This window comes from Acidimicrobiales bacterium, from assembly GCA_036491125.1.
GTDB lineage: Bacteria > Actinomycetota > Acidimicrobiia > Acidimicrobiales > AC-9 > AC-9.
The window spans coordinates 1-18,186 of sequence record DASXCO010000241.1 but is presented as its reverse complement, the minus strand read 5'-3'; the positions used below and the strand labels follow the sequence as shown (position 1 = coordinate 18,186).

The 18,186-nt window shown below is 70.0% G+C and carries 18 protein-coding genes; 9 read left to right on the top strand and 9 right to left on the bottom strand.

The window, feature by feature from the left end; all coding sequences use genetic code 11:
* The 5 genes from rho to VGF64_18545 form a co-directional block, all read left to right on the top strand.
* Positions 1 to 1,990 (top strand): transcription termination factor Rho (gene rho / locus VGF64_18565; GenBank protein HEY1636764.1); only part of this gene is annotated, 1,990 nt, incomplete at its 5' end.
* Between the two features lie 64 nt (positions 1,991 to 2,054).
* The gene (gene rpmE, locus VGF64_18560) at positions 2,055 to 2,291 is read left to right on the top strand and encodes a 50S ribosomal protein L31 (GenBank protein HEY1636763.1); all 237 of its coding nucleotides are present in this window, start codon (positions 2,055 to 2,057) and stop codon (positions 2,289 to 2,291) included.
* A 41-nt stretch (positions 2,292 to 2,332) separates the two neighbouring features.
* On the top strand, positions 2,333 to 3,397 hold the full coding sequence (prfA, locus tag VGF64_18555; protein ID HEY1636762.1) for a peptide chain release factor 1: 1,065 nt from the start codon (positions 2,333 to 2,335) through the stop codon (positions 3,395 to 3,397).
* A complete protein-coding gene (gene prmC / locus VGF64_18550) occupies positions 3,394 to 4,347 on the top strand; it encodes a peptide chain release factor N(5)-glutamine methyltransferase (GenBank protein ID HEY1636761.1) in 954 nt (317 codons plus the stop codon). The genes prfA and prmC overlap by 4 nt, the downstream gene beginning before the upstream one ends.
* Before the next feature lie 38 nt (positions 4,348 to 4,385).
* The gene (locus tag VGF64_18545; protein HEY1636760.1) at positions 4,386 to 5,009 is read left to right on the top strand and encodes an L-threonylcarbamoyladenylate synthase; all 624 of its coding nucleotides are present in this window, start codon (positions 4,386 to 4,388) and stop codon (positions 5,007 to 5,009) included.
* A 26-nt stretch (positions 5,010 to 5,035) separates the two neighbouring features.
* Here VGF64_18545 and VGF64_18540 read toward each other — a convergent pair whose 3' ends face one another.
* On the bottom strand, positions 5,036 to 6,556 hold the full coding sequence (locus VGF64_18540) for an acetyl-CoA acetyltransferase (GenBank protein ID HEY1636759.1): 1,521 nt from the start codon (positions 6,554 to 6,556) through the stop codon (positions 5,036 to 5,038).
* An 82-nt stretch (positions 6,557 to 6,638) separates the two neighbouring features.
* Here VGF64_18540 and VGF64_18535 point away from each other — a divergent pair, with 82 nt between their 5' ends.
* From VGF64_18535 to VGF64_18520, 4 genes are read left to right on the top strand one after another with little or no spacing between them, the layout of a single operon-like run.
* Positions 6,639 to 7,187: a hypothetical protein gene (locus VGF64_18535; protein ID HEY1636758.1), complete on the top strand. Its 549-nt coding sequence runs from the start codon at positions 6,639 to 6,641 to the stop codon at positions 7,185 to 7,187.
* Entirely contained in the window at positions 7,187 to 8,470 is a 1,284-nt protein-coding gene (gene glyA, locus VGF64_18530) for a serine hydroxymethyltransferase (protein HEY1636757.1), read from the top strand. The genes VGF64_18535 and glyA overlap by 1 nt, the downstream gene beginning before the upstream one ends.
* A 10-nt stretch (positions 8,471 to 8,480) precedes the next feature.
* Complete coding sequence (locus VGF64_18525) at positions 8,481 to 9,758, top strand: MraY family glycosyltransferase (GenBank protein HEY1636756.1); 1,278 nt, start codon at positions 8,481 to 8,483, stop codon at positions 9,756 to 9,758.
* A gap of 57 nt (positions 9,759 to 9,815) precedes the next feature.
* A complete protein-coding gene (locus VGF64_18520) occupies positions 9,816 to 11,489 on the top strand; it encodes a N,N-dimethylformamidase beta subunit family domain-containing protein (GenBank protein ID HEY1636755.1) in 1,674 nt (557 codons plus the stop codon).
* 17 nt (positions 11,490 to 11,506) lie between these two features.
* On the opposite strand, the gene atpC is transcribed toward VGF64_18520, so the two are convergent.
* The 8 genes from atpC to atpB all read right to left on the bottom strand — a co-directional run.
* The gene (gene atpC, locus VGF64_18515) at positions 11,507 to 11,899 is read right to left on the bottom strand and encodes an ATP synthase F1 subunit epsilon (GenBank protein HEY1636754.1); all 393 of its coding nucleotides are present in this window, start codon (positions 11,897 to 11,899) and stop codon (positions 11,507 to 11,509) included.
* On the bottom strand, positions 11,899 to 13,338 hold the full coding sequence (gene atpD / locus VGF64_18510; protein ID HEY1636753.1) for a F0F1 ATP synthase subunit beta: 1,440 nt from the start codon (positions 13,336 to 13,338) through the stop codon (positions 11,899 to 11,901). The genes atpC and atpD overlap by 1 nt, the downstream gene beginning before the upstream one ends.
* Positions 13,335 to 14,279, bottom strand: a complete 945-nt coding sequence (atpG, locus tag VGF64_18505; GenBank protein HEY1636752.1) for an ATP synthase F1 subunit gamma — start codon at positions 14,277 to 14,279, stop codon at positions 13,335 to 13,337. The genes atpD and atpG overlap by 4 nt, the downstream gene beginning before the upstream one ends.
* A gap of 4 nt (positions 14,280 to 14,283) precedes the next feature.
* Positions 14,284 to 15,852, bottom strand: a complete 1,569-nt coding sequence (gene atpA, locus VGF64_18500; GenBank protein HEY1636751.1) for a F0F1 ATP synthase subunit alpha — start codon at positions 15,850 to 15,852, stop codon at positions 14,284 to 14,286.
* Positions 15,852 to 16,778 carry an ATP synthase F1 subunit delta gene (gene atpH, locus VGF64_18495; GenBank protein HEY1636750.1) on the bottom strand — a complete coding sequence of 309 codons (927 nt, stop codon included), beginning with the start codon at positions 16,776 to 16,778 and terminating at the stop codon, positions 15,852 to 15,854. The genes atpA and atpH overlap by 1 nt, the downstream gene beginning before the upstream one ends.
* Before the next feature lie 10 nt (positions 16,779 to 16,788).
* Positions 16,789 to 17,331 (bottom strand): F0F1 ATP synthase subunit B, encoded by a 543-nt coding sequence (gene atpF / locus VGF64_18490; protein ID HEY1636749.1) that lies wholly within the window; start codon positions 17,329 to 17,331, stop codon positions 16,789 to 16,791.
* Positions 17,332 to 17,347: 16 nt separating this feature from the next.
* Entirely contained in the window at positions 17,348 to 17,578 is a 231-nt protein-coding gene (atpE, locus tag VGF64_18485) for an ATP synthase F0 subunit C (GenBank protein HEY1636748.1), read from the bottom strand.
* A gap of 143 nt (positions 17,579 to 17,721) precedes the next feature.
* Positions 17,722 to 18,186 (bottom strand): F0F1 ATP synthase subunit A (gene atpB / locus VGF64_18480; GenBank protein ID HEY1636747.1); only part of this gene is annotated, 465 nt, incomplete at its 5' end.

The window sequence follows — 18,186 nt, the reverse complement described above, 5'->3', positions numbered from 1 at the left end:
CACTGCACAAACACAAAAGAGGTGCTCGATGAGTGGAGAGCAACAGCTCGAGCGCTCGGTCCTGGAGCGCAAAGAACGAGACGAGCTCCACGCGATAGCCGAGGCGATGTCGTTGAAGCCCGGCTCCCGGGCCAAGAAGGCTGACATCATCGATCAGATCCTGCGGGCCACCGGTGTCGAGGTGGCATCGAGTGGTGACGGCGCTGCTGGCGACGGACCGAAGGCCAGGTCGACGAAGTCTCGAGGTGACGGCGCCAACGGCCGCTCGGGCGACACGGCCGGCGACCCGGCGGAGGCCAGCGCCGACGTGGCCGCCCTGGAGACGGCCGCTGCGGACGGGCCGAACGCCGATGGGGCCGGTCCGGACGGCAGCCACGGCGAGGACGGCTCGACCCAGCCAGGAGTGCCGGCCGTGGCCGCCGGGCCCGGCGGGAGCAAGGGGAAGGAGAGGGCGGACAACGAAGACGAGATGACCAGAGGCTCGGGCTCGGGAGATGCCGCCACACCCCTCGAACCCGGCAGTGGGGGCGACCCGGTGCAGGAAGCGGGTCGCCCGGGTGAGACGGGCGCCGAGCCCGCCGCCGGAGACGGTGACGCCAGGGGCCAGCGGGGCGCGGCGGGCGGACCGCCGCGGAACCAGCGGCAGGGCGGTAGCGTCAACGGCCGGGGTGGGCAGACCGCCAACTCCCCGGGGCACGACGCGACGGGCGAGCCCGGCAACCGTCGGACCCGCCGCCGCCGGGGCCGCGATCGGGACCGGGACCGCGGTGACCGGGACCGCGGTGATCGGGACCGCGGTGATCGGGACCTCCAGGGACAGCAGGGAGCCCAGGAGGGTCAGTTCCAGGGTGAGCCGGTGCCCGTGAAGGGCCTGCTCGATCTGCGGGACGAGGGCTTCGGGTTCCTCCGTACCAACGGGTTCCTGCCCAGCTCGAAGGACGTCTACGTCTCGATCAGCCAGGTGCGCCGTTTCGCGTTGCGCAAGGGCGACTTCGTCGAGGGGACCAGTCGGCCTGCGGCCAGCAGTGAGAAGTACCCCGCCCTGCTGCGGATCGACTCGGTGAGCAACATGAGCCCGGACGACGCTCGTCAACGCCCGCGCTTCGAGGACCTCACGCCGCTCTTCCCCGATTCCCGGTTCAACCTCGAGGTGCCCGGCGACACGGCCAACATGACGGCTCGCATCGTGGATCTCCTCTCACCGGTGGGCAAGGGCCAGCGGGGCCTCATCGTGTCGCCGCCGAAGGCGGGCAAGACGACGGTGCTCAAGCAGATCGCCCACTCCGTCGAGGCCAACCACCCCGAGGTGCACCTGATGGTGCTGCTGGTGGACGAGCGGCCCGAGGAGGTCACCGACATGAAGCGGTCCGTGAAGGGCGAGGTTGTCGCCTCTACCTTCGACCGTCCGTCGGACGAGCACACCCTCGTCTCGGAGCTCGCCATCGAGCGGGCCAAACGCCTCGTCGAGCAGGGCACCGACGTCGTGATCATCCTCGATGGCATCACCCGCATGGCTCGGGCCTACAACCTGGCCCAGCCGGCCACGGGGCGCATCATGTCGGGTGGCGTCGACTCCGGGGCCCTGTACCCGCCGAAGAAGTTCTTCGGCTCGGCCCGCAACATCGAGGAGGGTGGATCGCTCACCATTCTCGCCACCGCCCTCGTCGAGACCGGGTCGCGTATGGACGAGGTCATCTTCGAGGAGTTCAAGGGCACGGGCAACATGGAGCTCCGCCTCGACCGCAAGCTGGCGGAGCGCCGGATCTATCCCGCCATCGACGTCAACGCCAGCTCCACGAGACACGAGGAGCTGCTGTTCGATCGTTCGCAGCTCCAGCAGGTGTGGAAGCTGCGCCGAGTCCTCAACGCGCTCGGCAACGAGGGCAGCGCCGCCGCCGGGCTCGAGCTGCTGATGGACAAGATCAAGAGCACGAGGAGCAACGAGGAGTTCCTGGCGGACATCGCCAAGGGGCCCAATCCGCCGGGCTGACCGCCGGGGAACGTTCGTGGCACCAGCCGTGTTCAACTGTACGGACCCTTACACTGGAGCAAGTATGAAGACCGAGATCCATCCCGAGTACGTCGATGCGACGGTGCGGTGTTCGTGCGGGAACACGTTCACCACCCGCTCGACGAAGCCCGATCTCCACGTCGAGCTGTGCAACGTCTGTCATCCCTTCTACACCGGCCGGCAGAAGCTGGTGGACACCGGCGGCCGCGTGGAGCGCTTCGAGCGGCGCTACGGCCGCCGTCCGGGCGCAAAGCAGGGTCAAGGGAAGGCCCGGTCCTGACGCGCCGCCGCCGGCGGCCCGCCAGACCGTAACCTGACTCCGTGCTGGAACGCCTGGCTGAGCTCGAGGCGGAGTACGAGGAGCTGTTGTCCCGCTTGGCTGATCCCAGCGTGGTGTCCGACCAACACGCGCTGAAGGACACCGCCCGCCGGCACAAGGAGCTGGAAGGGGTCGTCGGCGCATACCGCGACCTCCAGGGCGCCACTGGGGACCTCGAGGCGGCCAGGGACATGCTCACCGAGGCGGGGGGCGAGGAGCGGGAGGACGCCAGGGCCGAGGTGGACGAGGCCGAGGCCAAGGTGGCGAGGATCGAGGAGGAGCTGCGGCTCCTGTTGCTGCCGAGTGATCCCTTCGACGGCAAGGACGTCATCGTCGAGATCCGAGGAGCCGAAGGCGGCGAAGAGGCCAACCTCTTCGCCAAGGATCTGGCCGACATGTATGCCCGCTATGCCGAGCGCATGGGCTGGCAGGTCGAGGTGCTGGGGTCGGATCCCTCCGAGCGCGGCGGCTACAACGAGATCACCTTCCAGGTCAAGGGCGACGACGCCTGGCGCCAGCTCAAGCACGAGGGAGGGCCCCACCGGGTCCAGCGGGTTCCGGTGACCGAGTCACAGGGTCGCATCCACACCTCCTCGGCCACCGTGACCGTGCTGCCCGAAGCCGAGGAGGTCGACATCAACGTCGACCCCAACGAGCTCAAGGTGGACGTGTACCGCTCGACCGGGCCGGGTGGGCAGTCGGTGAACACCACCGACTCGGCCGTGCGGGTGACCCACCTGCCAACCGGCATCGTGGTGTCGATGCAGGACGAGAAGAGCCAGATCCAGAATCGGGCCAAGGCCATGCGGGTGCTGCGGGCCCGCTTGCTCAAGGCCGAGCAGGACCGCCAGGCCGCGGAGCTCTCCGAGCAACGGCGGAGCCAGGTGGGCGGCGGGGGCCGCTCCGAGAAGGTCCGCACCTACAACTTCCGGGAGAACCGGGTCACCGACCATCGCGTCAACCTGACCCTCCACAAGCTCGACCGGATCCTGATGGGCGAGCTCGAGGAGATCACCGACGCGCTGCTGGCCGACGAGCGGGCCCGGCAGCTGCGAGGCGACGCCTGAGCAGCGCCGACACCTGGCGCGACCTGCTGGAGCGGGCCCGCCGCCGCCTCGATTCCGACATCGACGCCCGCCGGATCCTCGAGGAGGCCTCCGGTCTCGAGGGGGCGGAATGGACTCTCGCCCTCGACCATCCCGCGCCCCCGCGGGCGGCCGCGAACTTCGAGGCCATGGTGATTCGGCGACAATCAGGTGAGCCGTTGCAGTATGTCCTGGGGCGATGGGCGTTTCGGTCGCTCGACCTGATGGTCGACGCCCGCGTGCTCATCCCCCGGCCAGAGACCGAGCAGGTCGTCGAGCTGGCTCTGGCCGAGGTGGTCCGGGCCCGCGGGCCAGCGCCCGGTCCAGCGACCGGGCCCGCCCGGCCCCAGAGGCCAGCGACCGGGCCCGGCCGGCCCCAGAGGCCAGCGACAGAGCCTGTGGTCGCCGACCTCGGCACCGGCTCGGGCGCCATCGCCCTCGCCCTGGCGGCCGAGGTGCCAGGGGTGCAGGTGTGGGCGACGGACAGCTCCGAGGCGGCGCTGGCGGTGGCCAGGGCCAACCTCGCCGGGCTGGGCGGCATGGCGGCCACCCGCGTCAGGCTGGCTCGCGGCTCGTGGTTCTCGGCCCTGCCCGCCGCGCTGCGCGGGCGGCTGTCGGTGGTGGTGTCGAACCCGCCCTACGTGGCCGAAGCCGAGGTCGCCGAGCTCCCCACCGAGGTGGCGGGCTGGGAGCCCCGTGAGGCCCTCGTGGCGGGGCCTTCCGGGCTGGAAGCGGTGGGCGAGGTGCTCGCCGGGGCGCCCGAATGGCTGGAGGCCGGGGGCGCGGCGGTGGTCGAGATCGCCCCGCACCACGAAGCGGCGGCGGCGTCACTGGCTCGGGACGCGGGCTTCGCCGAGGTGCACGTCCACCCTGATCTGTCGGGCCGGCCGCGGGCGGTGGTCGGTAGGACCGGCCCGGGAGGCCGGTCTTAGGACATGGCCGCAGGCGCTTCCGCGCTTAGGCTCGGCTAGTGCCTCTCCTGGCCGCCCTGGGTTCACCTCCGCCCGAGGCGTCGGTGAACGCCGCGCTCCACGCCCTGGACGAGGGCCGGGTCGTGGCCGTGCCGACCGACACGGTCTACGGGTTGGCCGTCGACCCGTACCGTCCTGGCGCCGCCGATCGGCTCTTCGCCCTCAAGCAACGGCCTCGCACCGTCGACCTTCCGCTCCTGGTGACCAGCGCCGATCAGGTGCTGACCGTGGCGACCGCGGTGCCCCCGGTGGGCGAGGTGCTCATGGCCCGCTTCTGGCCAGGGCCGCTCACGCTCGTGCTGCCGCGCCGGCCCGACCTGGAAGCCGACCTCGGTGACGACGAGGCCACGGTCGGCGTGCGCTGCCCCGACCATCCCGTGCCGCTGGCGCTGTGCCGCCGGCACGGCCCTCTGGCGACCACCAGCGCCAACCTCCACGGTGAGCCCACCATGGCCACGGCCGCCGAGGTGGGAGGGGCGTTCGGTGACTCGGTCGAGGTGGTGCTCGACGGTGGACCGTGCACGGGACTGCCCTCCACCGTCGCCGACTGCACCGGTGAGGAACCGAAATGCCTACGTCGGGGGCGCATCCCCTGGGCCGAGATCGAGGCCACGTTGGCGTGAGCCGGAGGACCCGTGGCCCCGGTTGCTCAAGAGAGCTCGAGCACGCCCCCCGAGCGCAGCACCGCCGGGCGTCCGCACTGCTCGTCGAGCGTCATGTCCTTGAGCAGGACCGGATCGGTCACGTTGCCCCAGGCCCGGCGGCCGTCGGGCAGCAGGCAGGCCACGATCCCGAGGCTGGGCGAGCCGTCCCGCTCGTGCATCACCGTGTAGGACTCCACGGTCACCGGTCCCTCGTGGTCGGCCACCGGCGACCTGCCCGGCAGGGCGTCCACCTCGGCCTGGGGTGAGCGTCGGCGGTATCCCGCCGCCGGCGGCTCAGTCGAGTACACGCCGATGGCGTGCTTGGTGGCGAACCAGCCCAGGGCCGTGACCAGGCCGAGGGAAGCAGGGGCGGCCCGCAGTCGCTCCACCATGGTGGCGATGGCGTGCGTGGCGTAGTTGTTGCCGGGCCCGCCGGCGAACGTGAGCCCGCCGGTGACGGTCAGGGGACGATCGGGTTCGTCCAGACCGAGTCCCAGCTCGGCCGCGGCGATCTGCACCGCCGACGGGAAGCAGGAGTACAGATCCACGTGGGCGACGTCGTCGATCCCGATCCCGCCGAGATCCAGTGCGGTCCGGCCGGCCAGTCGAATGGCGGGGGAGGAGTGGAGGTCGGCCCGCTCCGAGATGAACCAGTGGTCCTCGGCCTCGGACCCGCTCCACACGAACACCCAGCGATCCGGCGACACGCCGGCGGCGCGGGCCGCCTCGACGGAGCAGAGCACGAGGGCGGCGGCCTGGTCGGTCTGGATGTTGGCGTTCATGAGCTTCGGGTAGGGAAAGCCGATCAGGCGGTTGTGGGCCGACGGCGTACGGATCTCCTCGGCGCTGCGCTCGGCCGGGGACCAGGCATAGGGGTTGCGGGCGGCGACGGCCGAGAACCGGGCCCACAGCCGCGACACCCGGGCCTGGTGCTCCTCGATCCCTTCGCCCGCTGCCGCCCGGAGGGCATTCTCGAACACGGGGTAGACCTGGACGGGCAGGGCGAGGGAACGGGCCGCCTCGGCGTCGCTGACGCCCGGCCGATCGTGGCCGAGCAGGCGGGGCCCGGGGGTCTCGGGGGGCTGCTGGGCCCAGGACAACCGCAGCCGGGAGCCCTCGGGTCCACCCTGCCGAGCCCGGAGCCGAGTTTGAATGGCCTCGGCCCCGGCTACCAGGGCGACGTCCGCGCGGCCGGCGGCGATGGCCTCGGCGGCGTCGTTCACCAGCAGCTGCGGCCCGTTGCCGCCAGGGACCGAGCGCATGGTCTCACCGGGATCGGCGCCGAGGGCGGAGGCGATCAACGCCGCCGGGTTCGGGTAGTGCCAGGAGAGGGTGTCGACCACCCGAACGCTGTCGGCGGCCCGCAGCAGGCGGTCCCCGGTGCCGCTGTCCTCGCCGGCGGCGCGCAGGGCGTCGGCCATCATGGTGGCCGGATCGGGCAGGACGGTCAGATCCGAGGAGGCGTCGGGCCGGCGCAGGCTCTGACCCACCCCGACGATGACGGGGGCGCGAGGGTCTGGATTCACGGGGGAGCGGACCTCCTGGTGACGCAGCGCTGGGGCCGCCGGGCAACCGTAGCCGTCGCAGGGGCGCCGGTACACTGCCAGGATCGACGTCCTCCTGGTCTGCACGGCGAACATCTGTCGATCTCCCATGGCCGAAGGCCTGCTCCGCCACCGGCTGGAGGGCCTCGGCATCGAGGCGGGCATTCGGTCGGCAGGTGTGCTGGACGCCGGGTCTCCCGCCGCCCCCGAGGCGGTGGCCGCGATGGCGGCGCGCGGCATCGACATCTCGCACCATCGCAGCCGGCGACTGTCGGATCCCCTCGTGGCAGGCGCTGATCTTGTCCTCGGCATGGCTCGACAGCACGTCCGGGAGGTCGCCCTGATCGACCCCGCCGCCTGGCCCAACTCCTTCACCCTCAAGGAGCTCGTTCGCCGCGCGGAGCCGGCAGGTCCGTGGGCGAGGGGCCAGTCGCTGGACGAATGGCTGGCGAAGGTGGCCGCCGATCGCACCCACTCGGAGTTGCTGGGTGCGTCCCGCGCTGATGATGTCGCCGACCCGATCGGCGGCCCACGGTCTGGGTACGAGGCGACGGCGGCGGAGCTCTCCGAGCTGGTGTCGGCACTGGTCGCTCTGGTGAGAATGGGAGCCTGATGAGAGAAGATCGAGAGAGGCGCGGCGCGGTCGAGGACCACGAGCTCGAGCAGCTGCTCGAGCGCGAGCTCGACCGACAGCAGACGACGCTCCAGCTCATCGCGTCGGAGAACTTCGCGTCCCGGGCGGTGATGGCGGCGACCGGTTCGGTCCTCACCAACAAGTACTCCGAGGGGTACCCGCACAAGCGGTACTACGGAGGAAATCGTGTCGTCGACGACGTCGAGGACCTCGCCCGCGAGCGGGTGAAGCGTGTGTTCGCCGCCGACCACGCCAACGTCCAGCCCCATTCGGGTGCCAGCGCCAACGACGCCGCCTACATGGCCCTGCTGGAGCCGGGCGACACCGTGCTAGCCATGCGGCTCGACCAGGGTGGCCACCTCACCCACGGGTCGCCGGTCAACTTCAGCGGTCAGCGCTACCGCTTCGTCGCCTACGGCGTGACGCCCGCTCGGCCGGACGGGTCGGGAGAGCGCATCGATATCGACCAGGTAGCCGAGCTGGCGCGGGCCGAGCGGCCGAAGCTCATCGTGGCCGGGGCCACCGCCTACCCACGAACCATCGATCCGGAGCCCTTCCGCGCCATCGCCGACGAGGTCGGCGCCCGGTTCCTCTGTGACGCCGCCCATCCCGCCGGGCTCATCGCTGCTGGTGTGCACCCGAACCCGACACCGTTCGCCGACGTCGTCACCTTCACCACCCACAAGACCCTGCGGGGTCCCCGGGGTGGGGCCATCCTGTGCCGGGCCGAGCTGGCGGCGGACATCGACCGGGCCGTCTTCCCGGGGCTGCAGGGCGGGCCCCTCGAGCACGTCATCGCGGCCAAGGCGGTCGCCTTCAACGAGGCCGCCCAGCCCTCGTTCCGCGCCTACGCCACCCAGATCGTCGCCAACTCCCGCGCCCTGGCCCTGGCCCTGGAGAGCGAAGGGTTCAGGTTGGTGTCCGGGGGTACGGACAACCACCTCGTGCTGGTGGACCTCCGTAGCTTCGATCCCGAGCTGACCGGCAAGCTCGCCCAGGAGGTCCTGGACGGCGCCGGGATCACCTGCAACCGCAACCAGATCCCCGGGGACCCCCGCTCGCCCTTCGTCACCAGCGGGCTGCGCCTGGGCACCCCGGCGATGACCACGGCCGGCATGACTGAGCCGGAGATGGGTGAGGTGGCTGGCCTGGTGGGCCGGGCGCTGCGGGCTCGGGGAGACGAGTCGGCCCTGGCGGCGGTGGCCGACGAGGTGAGGGTGCTGTGTGCCAAGTTCCGGCCCTACCCCCACTTGGCGCCCTAGAGGATCAGAGGTGCTCGACTACGTCGCCGTCCTGGCCGTGGCGGCCCTCGGGACGTACGGCCTGACGTTCGTCGTGCGTCGGCTGGCGCTGCGGGTGGGCGCCGTGGCGCAGCCCGATGCCCGCCGGGTACACGATCGCCCGACGCCGACGGTCGGCGGCGCGGCCATGTTCCTGGCCTTTCTGATCGCCATGGGGGTGGCCTCGCAGCTGCCTCAGTTCAAGCCGATCTTCCAGAGCTCTTCCGAGCCGCTCGGCGTCGTCCTCGGGGCGTCGATCATCTTCATGGTGGGCCTGATCGACGACCTCCGCAATGTGTCGGCGCCGGCCAAGGTCGCCGGTCAGGTGCTGGCCGCCAGCGTCTTGTACTTCCTGGGCGTCACCATGTTCAACTTCAAGGTTCCTTTCGCCGGCTTCATCGTGCTGTCGCCCGATCTCACCCCGCTGCTGACGGTGTTATGGGTCGTCGGGATCGCCAATGCCGTCAACCTGATCGACGGGCTCGACGGCCTGGCCGCGGGCATCATCGCCATCGCCGCCGGCGCCTTCTTCGTCTACGGCGAGCGCCTGGTCGATCTGGGCGTGCTGTCGACCAGCAACATCGGCCCTCTGATCGCCATCCTCGCCGCCGGGGTGTGCGTGGGCTTCCTGCCCCACAACTTCCACCGGGCCAAGGTGTTCATGGGAGACGCCGGGGCCATGTTCCTCGGTCTGCTCATGGCCGCGTCGACCATGGTCGTCGGAGGTCGCACCCCCGACGTCAGTGGCGAGACCTACTTCTTCTTTGCCCCCCTGTTCATCCCGTTCTTCATCCTCGGCGTGCCGATCCTCGACACCGCCTTCGCCATCGTGCGGCGCATGGCCCGCGGTTCGGGCGTCTCGACGCCGGACAAGGACCATCTCCATCACCGGCTGATCCGCCTGGGCCACGGGCACCGCAGATCGGTTCTCATCCTGTGGGCATGGACGGCCATCCTCTCCGGGTTCGTGCTCTATCCCTTGTTCACCCGGCATGGCAACGCGGTCATCCCGTTCGCCGCCGCGGGGCTGGGTGTGGCCCTCTACACCCTGTTCCATCCCGGGTTGCGCCGGCAGGGGAACCTCGCCGACGGTGACGGCACGGGGGACGAGCCGCCTCCGGACACCGAGATCACTCACCGGGGGGCCCGCCCCGTGGTGGCACGCGACGGCGACGAGGCCGCCGGACTGGCGGAGGTCATCTCCATCGATGACGGCGACCGCCAGCGTGCCGCCCGGCCCGCCGCCGACCCCAGGCGGCGCCGAGGTTGACGCCCTCGTCGCGGCCCCGCGCCCGACGTCGACATATGACTCGTTAGCATCGCCGTGGTGAGCTTCAGGGGGAGGGCGGCAGATGTCCTGCGGTCCGTGCGCCTGCCCCCTCTGCGATCTCGTGGTGGAGCGGCAGTGGCTCTGGTGGCCGTAGTGGTCGTGGCCGGGGTCGTGTTGGGGTCCATTCATCTGGCGACAGGTGGTCGGGCCCAGCATCAGGCCCAGCCGAAGTCCGGTCTGCTGGTCAACGACCACCGGGTCACCCCTGACGGGGTCACGGCGGGATGGGTGAAGGCCGAGAACGCCAAGCCCGGCGACCGCGGCTGGAACCTGGCGAACACGTCGAACCAGGCTCCGGGCGCCATCGAGGGCTACGCGGATCGCGTGAGCGCCGCGGGTGGTGACACCGTGAAGCTGTTCGTCTCCACCGTGGCCCCCAACTTCCACGTCGAGGCGTACCGGATGGGATGGTACGGCGGCGACGGGGGTCGCCTGATCTGGCGCTCGCCCGAGCTGCCCGGGACGAAGCAGGCCGCGCCCACGCTCACCCCCGGCATCAACATGATCGAGGCGCACTGGACGCCCTCGCTGACGGTCACCCTGACATCGGCCTGGCCGCCGGGTGACTACCTGTTCAAGCTGGTGGGCAGCGGGAACCAGCAGTCCCGTGTGCCGCTCACGGTGCGGGACGACGCGAGCACGGCTGCCTATGTGATCAAGAACAGCGTGACCACGTGGCAGGCTTACAACCTCTGGGGGGGCTACGACCTCTACCAGGGTCGGACGCCCCAAGGTGACGAAGCGTTCGCCGACCGGTCGCGGGTGGTCTCGTTCGACCGCCCGTACGACTTCCGCTTCGGAGGAGGCGCGGCCGATTTCATCGGCAACGAGCTGCCCATGGTCATGATGGCGGAGCGGCTCGGGCTCGACGTCACCTACACGACCGACGTCGACCTGCACGAGGCGCCCGATCGCTTGCTGCAGCACCGCGCCCTCATCTCCCTCGGCCACGACGAGTACTGGTCCTCGGTCATGCGTCAGGGCGTCGAGACGGCGAGGGACCACGGGGTCAACCTGTTGTTCCTGGGGGCCAACGCCATCTACCGCCACATCCGGTTCGAGCCCTCAGCGCTCGGACCCGACCGGCACGAGATCGACTACAAGTCGGCGAGCGAAGATCCGATCACCCCGGTCGACCCCGCCGAGGCCACATCGGACTGGCCCTCTCCACCGATCCCCCGGCCCGAGAGCACGATCATCGGGGACATGTACACCTGTAACCCGGTCAAGGCCGACATGGTGATCGTCGACCCGTCATCGTGGGTGTTCGCCGGGACCGGACTGCAGCCCGGAGCCACGCTGTCGGGCCTGGTCGGCAGCGAGTACGACCGCTACAACCCCAGCCTGCCGGGCCCCCGCAACATCCAGATCCTGGCCCACTCGCCGCTCACCTGTCACGGCCAGAGCGACCACTCCGACGTGACCTACTACACGGCGCCGAGCGGCGGCGGGGTCTTCGCCACGGGTACCAACGTCTGGGTGGCCTCTCTCGGGGACACCTGCCCGTTGGGAGCGTCCGGTTGCCCGTCCGACGTGACCCGGCGGGTGACCGAGAACGTGCTGGCCGTCACGGGCGTGGGCCCCGCGGGGACTGGCCACCCCTCGCAGCCGAACTCGAATGCGTTCTATCCCGCCGGTGCGGCCACGCCGACGCCCGGCCCCGGCGAATAGCCGGCGGCTGCGCGGGCTCAGCCCTCCCCGGCCAGCTCCAGGCGAGCGTTCGCCCGCAGCAGCGCCGCCTCGGCCTCGGCGTCGTCGCTGTCGCTTGCCGACTGCTCCGCCTGCTCCTTGGCCCGCTGGGCTCGGGCCACGTCGATCTCGTCCGGACGCTCGGCGACGCCAGACAGCACGGTCACCGAACCCTGGCCGACCTCGACGAAGCCACCGTGGGCGGCGAAGCGCTCGCTCTGCCCCTCCCCCACGTCGATGCGCACCACGCCGATCTCGACCGTCGAGACGTACGGCTCGTGGCCGGCGAGGAAGGCGATGTCGCCGCCGCCCGAGCGCATGGTGACCATCTCGGCCTCCCCGTCGAAGAGGATGCGCTCGGGCGTGACCAGCGCGACTGGAAACGTGGCCATCAGCCTTCTCGCAGGGTCTTGGCCTTCTGGTGCACTCCCTCGACCCCGCCGACGTTGAGGAACGCCTGCTCGGGCAGGTCGTCGAGGTCACCGTTGACGAGTGACTCGAACGACTCCACCGTCTCGCTGACCGGCACGTAGACGCCCTCGAGGCCGGTGAAGGTCTGGGCCACGAAGAACGGCTGGGACAGGAAGCGCTGGATCTTGCGGGCTCGTGACACCGCCACCCGGTCCTCCTCCGAGAGCTCGTCGATTCCGAGGATGGCGATGATGTCCTGGAGGTCGCGGTAGCGCTGGAGGATCTCCTGCACGCGGCGGGCGACGGTGTAATGGCGGTCGCCCACGATCTCGGGCGCCAGGATGTTGCTCGTCGAGGAGAGCGGGTCGACGGCAGGGTAGATGCCGAGCGACACGATCTGGCGGGAGAGCTCCGTGGTGGCGTCGAGGTGGGTGAAGGTGGTGAAGGGGGCGGGATCGGTGTAGTCGTCGGCTGGCACGTAGACGGCCTGCATCGAGGTGATCGAGTGGCCGCGGGTCGAGGTGATCCGCTCCTGGAGCTCGCCCATCTCGTCGGCCAGTGTGGGCTGGTAGCCGACCGCCGAAGGCATCCGGCCGAGCAGGGTGGACACCTCGGATCCCGCCTGCACGAAACGGAAGATGTTGTCCACGAACAGCAGCACGTCCTGGTTCTTCACGTCGCGGAAGTACTCCGCCATGGTCAGCGCCGAGAGACCCACCCGCAGGCGCACTCCGGGGGGCTCGTCCATCTGGCCGTAGACCAGGGCGGCCTTCTCGATGACACCCGTCTCCTGCATCTCCAGCCAGAGGTCGGTCCCCTCCCGGGTGCGTTCGCCCACGCCGGCGAAGACCGACACCCCACCGTGCTGTTGGGCCACCCGGTGGATCATCTCTTGGATCAGGACGGTCTTTCCGACGCCGGCCCCGCCGAACAGGCCGATCTTGCCGCCCTGGACGTACGGCTCGAGCAGGTCGATGACCTTGATGCCGGTCTCGAACATCTGGACGCTGGGCTCCAGGTCCTCGAACTCCGGAGGGTCACGATGGATGTCCCAATGGTCCTCGGCCTCGCCGATGGAATCGGTGTCGAGGGGCTCGCCCACCACGTTGAACACGTGTCCCAGTACGGCGTCCCCGACGGGCACGGTGACACCGCGCCCCGTGTTGCGCACGGTCGCCCCCCGGGGCAGCCCGTCGGTCGGCTTGAAGCAGATGCAGCGGACCCGGCCCCCGCCGATCTGTTGGGCCACCTCGGCGGTGACCGTGATGCGCTCGCCCTCGAGCTCCAGGTCCATGTCGACGGCGGTGTTGATCTCAGGGAGCTCGTTGGGCGGGAACTCCACGTCGACGACGGGTCCGGCGATGGCGACGACGCGGCCGTCCGCCCGCTTGACGTCGGTCTCGTTGCTGACGGTGGTCATGTGCTGGCGCTCCTGGGTTCTCGCGGTTCGGTCTCGTGGCCGTTGCCTACCTGGCGCAGGGCCTCGGCCCCTCCGACGATGTCCATGATCTCGGTGGTGATGGTGTCCTGGCGGGCGCGGTTCATGACCCGCCGCAAGGTGGTGACCAGGTCGTCGGCGTTGTCGGTGGCCGCCTTCATGGCCCGCTGGCGTGATGCGTGCTCGGATGCCGACGCGTCGAGCAGGGCGAGGAACAACTGGGCCTCGATCAGGCTCGGCAGCAGACGGTCGAGGATCTCTTCCTCGGAGGGCTCCGCGTCGTAGTCGACCCGGCCCTCGGCGTCCTCACCGTCCTGCTGGTCCGGGCCGAGGTGTCCGGGGACAGGAACGACGACACGGTGCTCTACCCGCTGGGTCCCGGCGGAGACGAATCGGGTCGAGATCAGCTCGATCTGGTCGACCTCGCCGTCCACGAACGGCCCGACGACCATGTCGGCGACCCGGCGCGCATCCAGGTACGTGGGCCGATCGGTGATCCCCAGCACGGCGTGCTCGACGTCGTAGCCCTGGAAGCGGAGGTAGCTCTGGCCCCTTCGCCCGATCGTCACCAGCATGCGCTCGTGACCCTCCGATCGGTGCTGGGCCAGCACCCGTTCCAGCATCCTCAGCACCTGGATGTTGTATGCGCCGCAAAGTCCGCGATCCGAGGTGATCACCACCAGGGCCACCCGCCGCAGCGGGTCGGGGGGCTCGATGAGACGGTGGTGGCCGGTGCCCGGCGCGCCGACCAGATCGGAAGCCAGCGAGTCGATGCGCTCCACGTAGGGCCGCCCTCCCGCGATCCGCTGCTGGGCCCGCACGATGCGGGAGGCGGCGATGAGCTCCATGGCGCGCGTGGTCTTCCGGGTCGATTGGATGCTCCTGATCCGTCGCCTGAGGACGCGCTCCTGACTGCCGGCCATGCTGTTAGCGGTCCGCCGTCTGCTCGGAGCCGGCGTCAGGCGACGCCGTGTCCGCACCCGCGCCGGGATCGAAGCCCGCCTTGAAGTCGGAGATGGCCTTGTTCAGGGTCTCCTCGTCGGGCAGCTCGCCCTTGTCGCGGATCTGCTCGAGCACGCCGGACTGGTCGCCGCGCAGGAAGGCGATGAGCTCCCGCTCGAAGCGCTGTACCGCGGTCACCGGGATGTCGTCGACGAAGCCGTTGGAGGCGGCATAGATGGTGACCACCTGCTCCTCGACGGGCACCGGGGCGTTGAGCGGCTGCTTGAGGATCTCGGTGAGCCGGTAGCCGCGGTCGAGCTGGGCCTGGGAGACCTTGTCCAGCTCCGAGCCGAAGGTGGCGAACGACTCCAGCTCCCGGAACTGGGCCAGATCGAGGCGCAGGGTCCCGGCCACGGCCTTCATGGCCTTGACCTGGGCCTGGCCTCCCACCCGGGAGACCGAGATGCCTACGTCGATGGCCGGCCGCACCCCGGCGTAGAAGAGGTCCGTGATGAGGAAGATCTGCCCGTCGGTGATCGAGATCACGTTGGTGGGGATGTAGGCCGAGATGTCGCCGGCCTTGGTCTCGATGACGGGGAGCGCCGTGAGCGACCCCCCTCCGCGCTCGTCGTTCAGCTTGGCCGCCCGCTCGAGGAGCCGGCTGTGGAGGTAGAAGACGTCCCCCGGGTACGCCTCACGTCCGGGAGGCCGGCGCAGGAGGAGTGAGATCTGTCGGTAGGCCTCGGCCTGCTTGGAGAGATCGTCGTAGACGATGAGGGCGTCGTCGCCGTGTTCCATCCAGTGCATACCGATGGCGCAGCCGCCGTAGGGGGCCAGGTACTTGAACGGGGCCGGATCCGACGCCGGCGCATTGACCACCACCGTGTACTCCATGGCGCCGTGCTCCTCGAGCGTGGCGACCGTCTGGGCCACGGTGGAGCCCTTCTGGCCGACGGCCACGTAGATGCACTTCACACCCTGGCCCCGCTGGTTGATGATCGTGTCCACGGTGATCGAGGTCTTGCCCGTCTTGCGATCCCCGATGATGAGCTCGCGCTGCCCGCGACCGATGGGGGTCATCGAGTCGATCGCCTTGATGCCTGTCTGGAGGGGCTGGCTGACAGGACGGCGGGCGACGATGCCCGGGGCCTGGATCTCCAGGCGGCGGTACTCGTCGCTGGCGACGGCGCCACGACCGTCGATGGGCTCGCCCAGAGCGTTGACCACCCGGCCCAGCAGCCCGTCTCCGACGGGCACGGACAGGATGCGGCCCGTCGAGCGGACAAGCTGCTCCTCCTCCAGGTGGGTGACCTCGCCGAGGACGACAGCACCGATCGACTCCTCGTCGAGGTTGAGGGCCAGGCCCAGGACGCCGCCCTCGAACTCGAGCAGCTCGTTGACCTCCGCTCCCGGCAGACCGGTGACCCGGGCGATGCCGTCGCCCACCTCGCTGATGCGGCCCACCTGCTCGGTGGTGACGCCGAGGGTCTCGTCCTCGAGGTGGCGGCGCAGCACCGCCGCGATGTCGGCGGAATTGATCGCGAGCTCGGCCATCAGCGGCGCTCTCCTGTGTGTCCAGTCATCGTGTCCGGCTTCGATAGGTCGATCTTCAGCTGCTCGAGTCGGTGGCTCACGCTCCCGTCAACCAGCAGGTCTCCCACGACCGCCACCATGCCGGCGATCAGGGACGGGTCCGGCGTTACCCGAACCTCGACGGAACGCCCGGCCACCCGGCTGAGGGCCTCTGCCAGTCGCGACCTCTGGTCCTCGTCCAGGTCGACCGCGGCGCGCACATCGGCCACCTTGAGGTTACGCTCCGCCGCGGCCCGGTCAACCAGCCAGTCCAGCGTGGGGACCAGATCCCGGCCCCGCCCCGTACGCACCGCGTAGCGGACGAGCCGCTGGGTCAGGGGCTGGACCCGGCCGGCCAGCAGGTCGTCGACGATGGCGAGGCGGGTGGCCACCGGCACCTCGGGATCGGTGACGACCGAGCCGAGCTCGTCGGAGCCCTCGATGACCCGGGCCAGTCGGAACAGCTCGTCCTCGCACTCCTCCAGAGGCGCCTCGCCTTCGTCCTCGACCTCCTCGAAGACGGCGGTGGCGTAGCCGTGGAGACGTTCCCTGATGGCCGACCGGCCGGCGGCAGGCTCGGTGGGCGCCTCGGCCTGGCCTGTCTCCGTCTCCACCCGGTGAGCCAGCTCGTCGACCACCGACGGCAGATCGGTGGCCCGCTCGGCGGCGGTGGCGTAGGAGACGAGTCGCACCGTCTCCCCGCTGACTCGCGGCAGCAGGAGATCCTCGACCACCGCCCGACGGGTATGCACGGGCACGCCCGGATCGGTCAGGACCCTGAGCAGGTCGGGCGCCCGCTCCAGGGCAGCTGCGAAGCCGGTCAGCTCGGTGCCGACCTGCTCCAGCAGACCCCGGTCGCGCGCCGTCTCGAGCACGGCGCTGCCGTACCCCCAGACCAGGTTCCTCACCGGTGGTGCCTCACGCTGTGGTGCCGGCGGACGTGCCTGTCCCGACACCGGCGATGGCCTCCTCGATGAGGCCCCGGTGCCGATCGGCGTCCAGCTCCTCACCGATGACCCGCTGGGCTGCCGCGATCACCAGGTCGGCCACCTGGAGCCGGAGCTCCTCCCGGGCTCGTTCGGTGGCCCGCTGGATGTCGGCGTCCGCCCGGGCGACCACCCGGTCGTACTCCTCCTGGCCCTTGGTGCGGGCCTCCTCGCGGAGCTGGTCCGCCATCCGATTGGCCCGCTCGATCACGGTGCGAGCCTCCTGGCGAGCCTCTACCAGCTTGGCCTGGTACTCCTCGTCGGCGGCGAGTCGCTCCCGCTTGGCCACCTCGGCCTGCGCCAGCGCGTCCTGGATCTCCTGCTGGCGCTGCTGCATCGCCCGCTGGATGGGCGGGAGGATGTACTTGGCGATCAGGCCAAGGATGACGATGAAGGCGAGCAGCTCGACGAAGAAGGTCATGTTCGGGAGCAGGAAGTTGTTGCTACTGCCGCCGGATGACGCTGCCAACAACATGTGGTCACCTCGCCTCCTACTGGTTGGCCAGGGAGAAGATGAACAGGGCGGCGAAGGCGAGGTTGATGAAGTAGGCGGCCTCCACCAGGCCCACGGTCAGGAACATGATCGTGAACAGCCGGCTCTGGGTCTCTGGCTGCCTGGCGACCCCGGCGATCGTTTGGCTGCCGGCCAGGCCGTCGCCGATGCCGGCGCCGATGGCCCCTCCGCCGATCGCCAGCCCCGCACCGATGATCGCCCCGGCCAGCTGGGTCGCGTATTGCGGTGTGCCCTTTTGCGCGCTTGCGGCGAGAATTACGGGAAGGTTGTCACTTGCCATTTGTTACCAATTCCTCCGTTCGGACGAAACCGCTTCCGGGCTCCGGCGCCCGCGTCACCTGCTGTTGGTTCTCAGTGCGCTCCCTCCCCTTCCGGGCGCAGCGCCTCTTCGAAGTAGAGGATCGTCAGCAGCGCAAAGATGAAGGCCTGGATCAGGCCGATGAACGCGTCGAAGAGCTTCCACAAGATGTTGGGGAACCACAGGAGCGCCAGCGGGAAAAGGCTGGCGATCAGGATGAGCATCAGGCCGCCGGCGAAGATGTTCCCGAACAGTCGGAGGGCCAGCGTGAAGGGCTTGGCGATCTCCTCGATGGCGTTGATGGGCGCCAGCAGCCAGCTGGGCTGAAAGAACTTGCGGACGTAGCCCCGAAATCCCCGCTGTCGTATCCCGGAGAAGTGGACCAGCCCGATGACGAAGAACGCCATGGCGTAGGTGAGGTTGACGTCGCCGGTCGGGGCCGGGATGTTGTTGTGGACGCCTCCCGTCGGGACCAGCTCCAACCAGTTGCAGATGAGGATGAAGAAGAAGAGGGTCAC

Coding starts and splice junctions, on each gene's coding strand:
- atpD (HEY1636753.1), bottom strand. CDS start 13,338: ATGACCACCGTCAGCAACGAGACCGACGTCAAGCGGGCGGACGGCCGC.
- atpF (HEY1636749.1), bottom strand. CDS start 17,331: ATGTTGTTGGCAGCGTCATCCGGCGGCAGTAGCAACAACTTCCTGCTC.
- atpG (HEY1636752.1), bottom strand. CDS start 14,279: ATGGCCGGCAGTCAGGAGCGCGTCCTCAGGCGACGGATCAGGAGCATC.
- atpA (HEY1636751.1), bottom strand. CDS start 15,852: ATGGCCGAGCTCGCGATCAATTCCGCCGACATCGCGGCGGTGCTGCGC.
- rpmE (HEY1636763.1), top strand. CDS start 2,055: ATGAAGACCGAGATCCATCCCGAGTACGTCGATGCGACGGTGCGGTGT.
- glyA (HEY1636757.1), top strand. CDS start 7,187: ATGAGAGAAGATCGAGAGAGGCGCGGCGCGGTCGAGGACCACGAGCTC.
- atpC (HEY1636754.1), bottom strand. CDS start 11,899: ATGGCCACGTTTCCAGTCGCGCTGGTCACGCCCGAGCGCATCCTCTTC.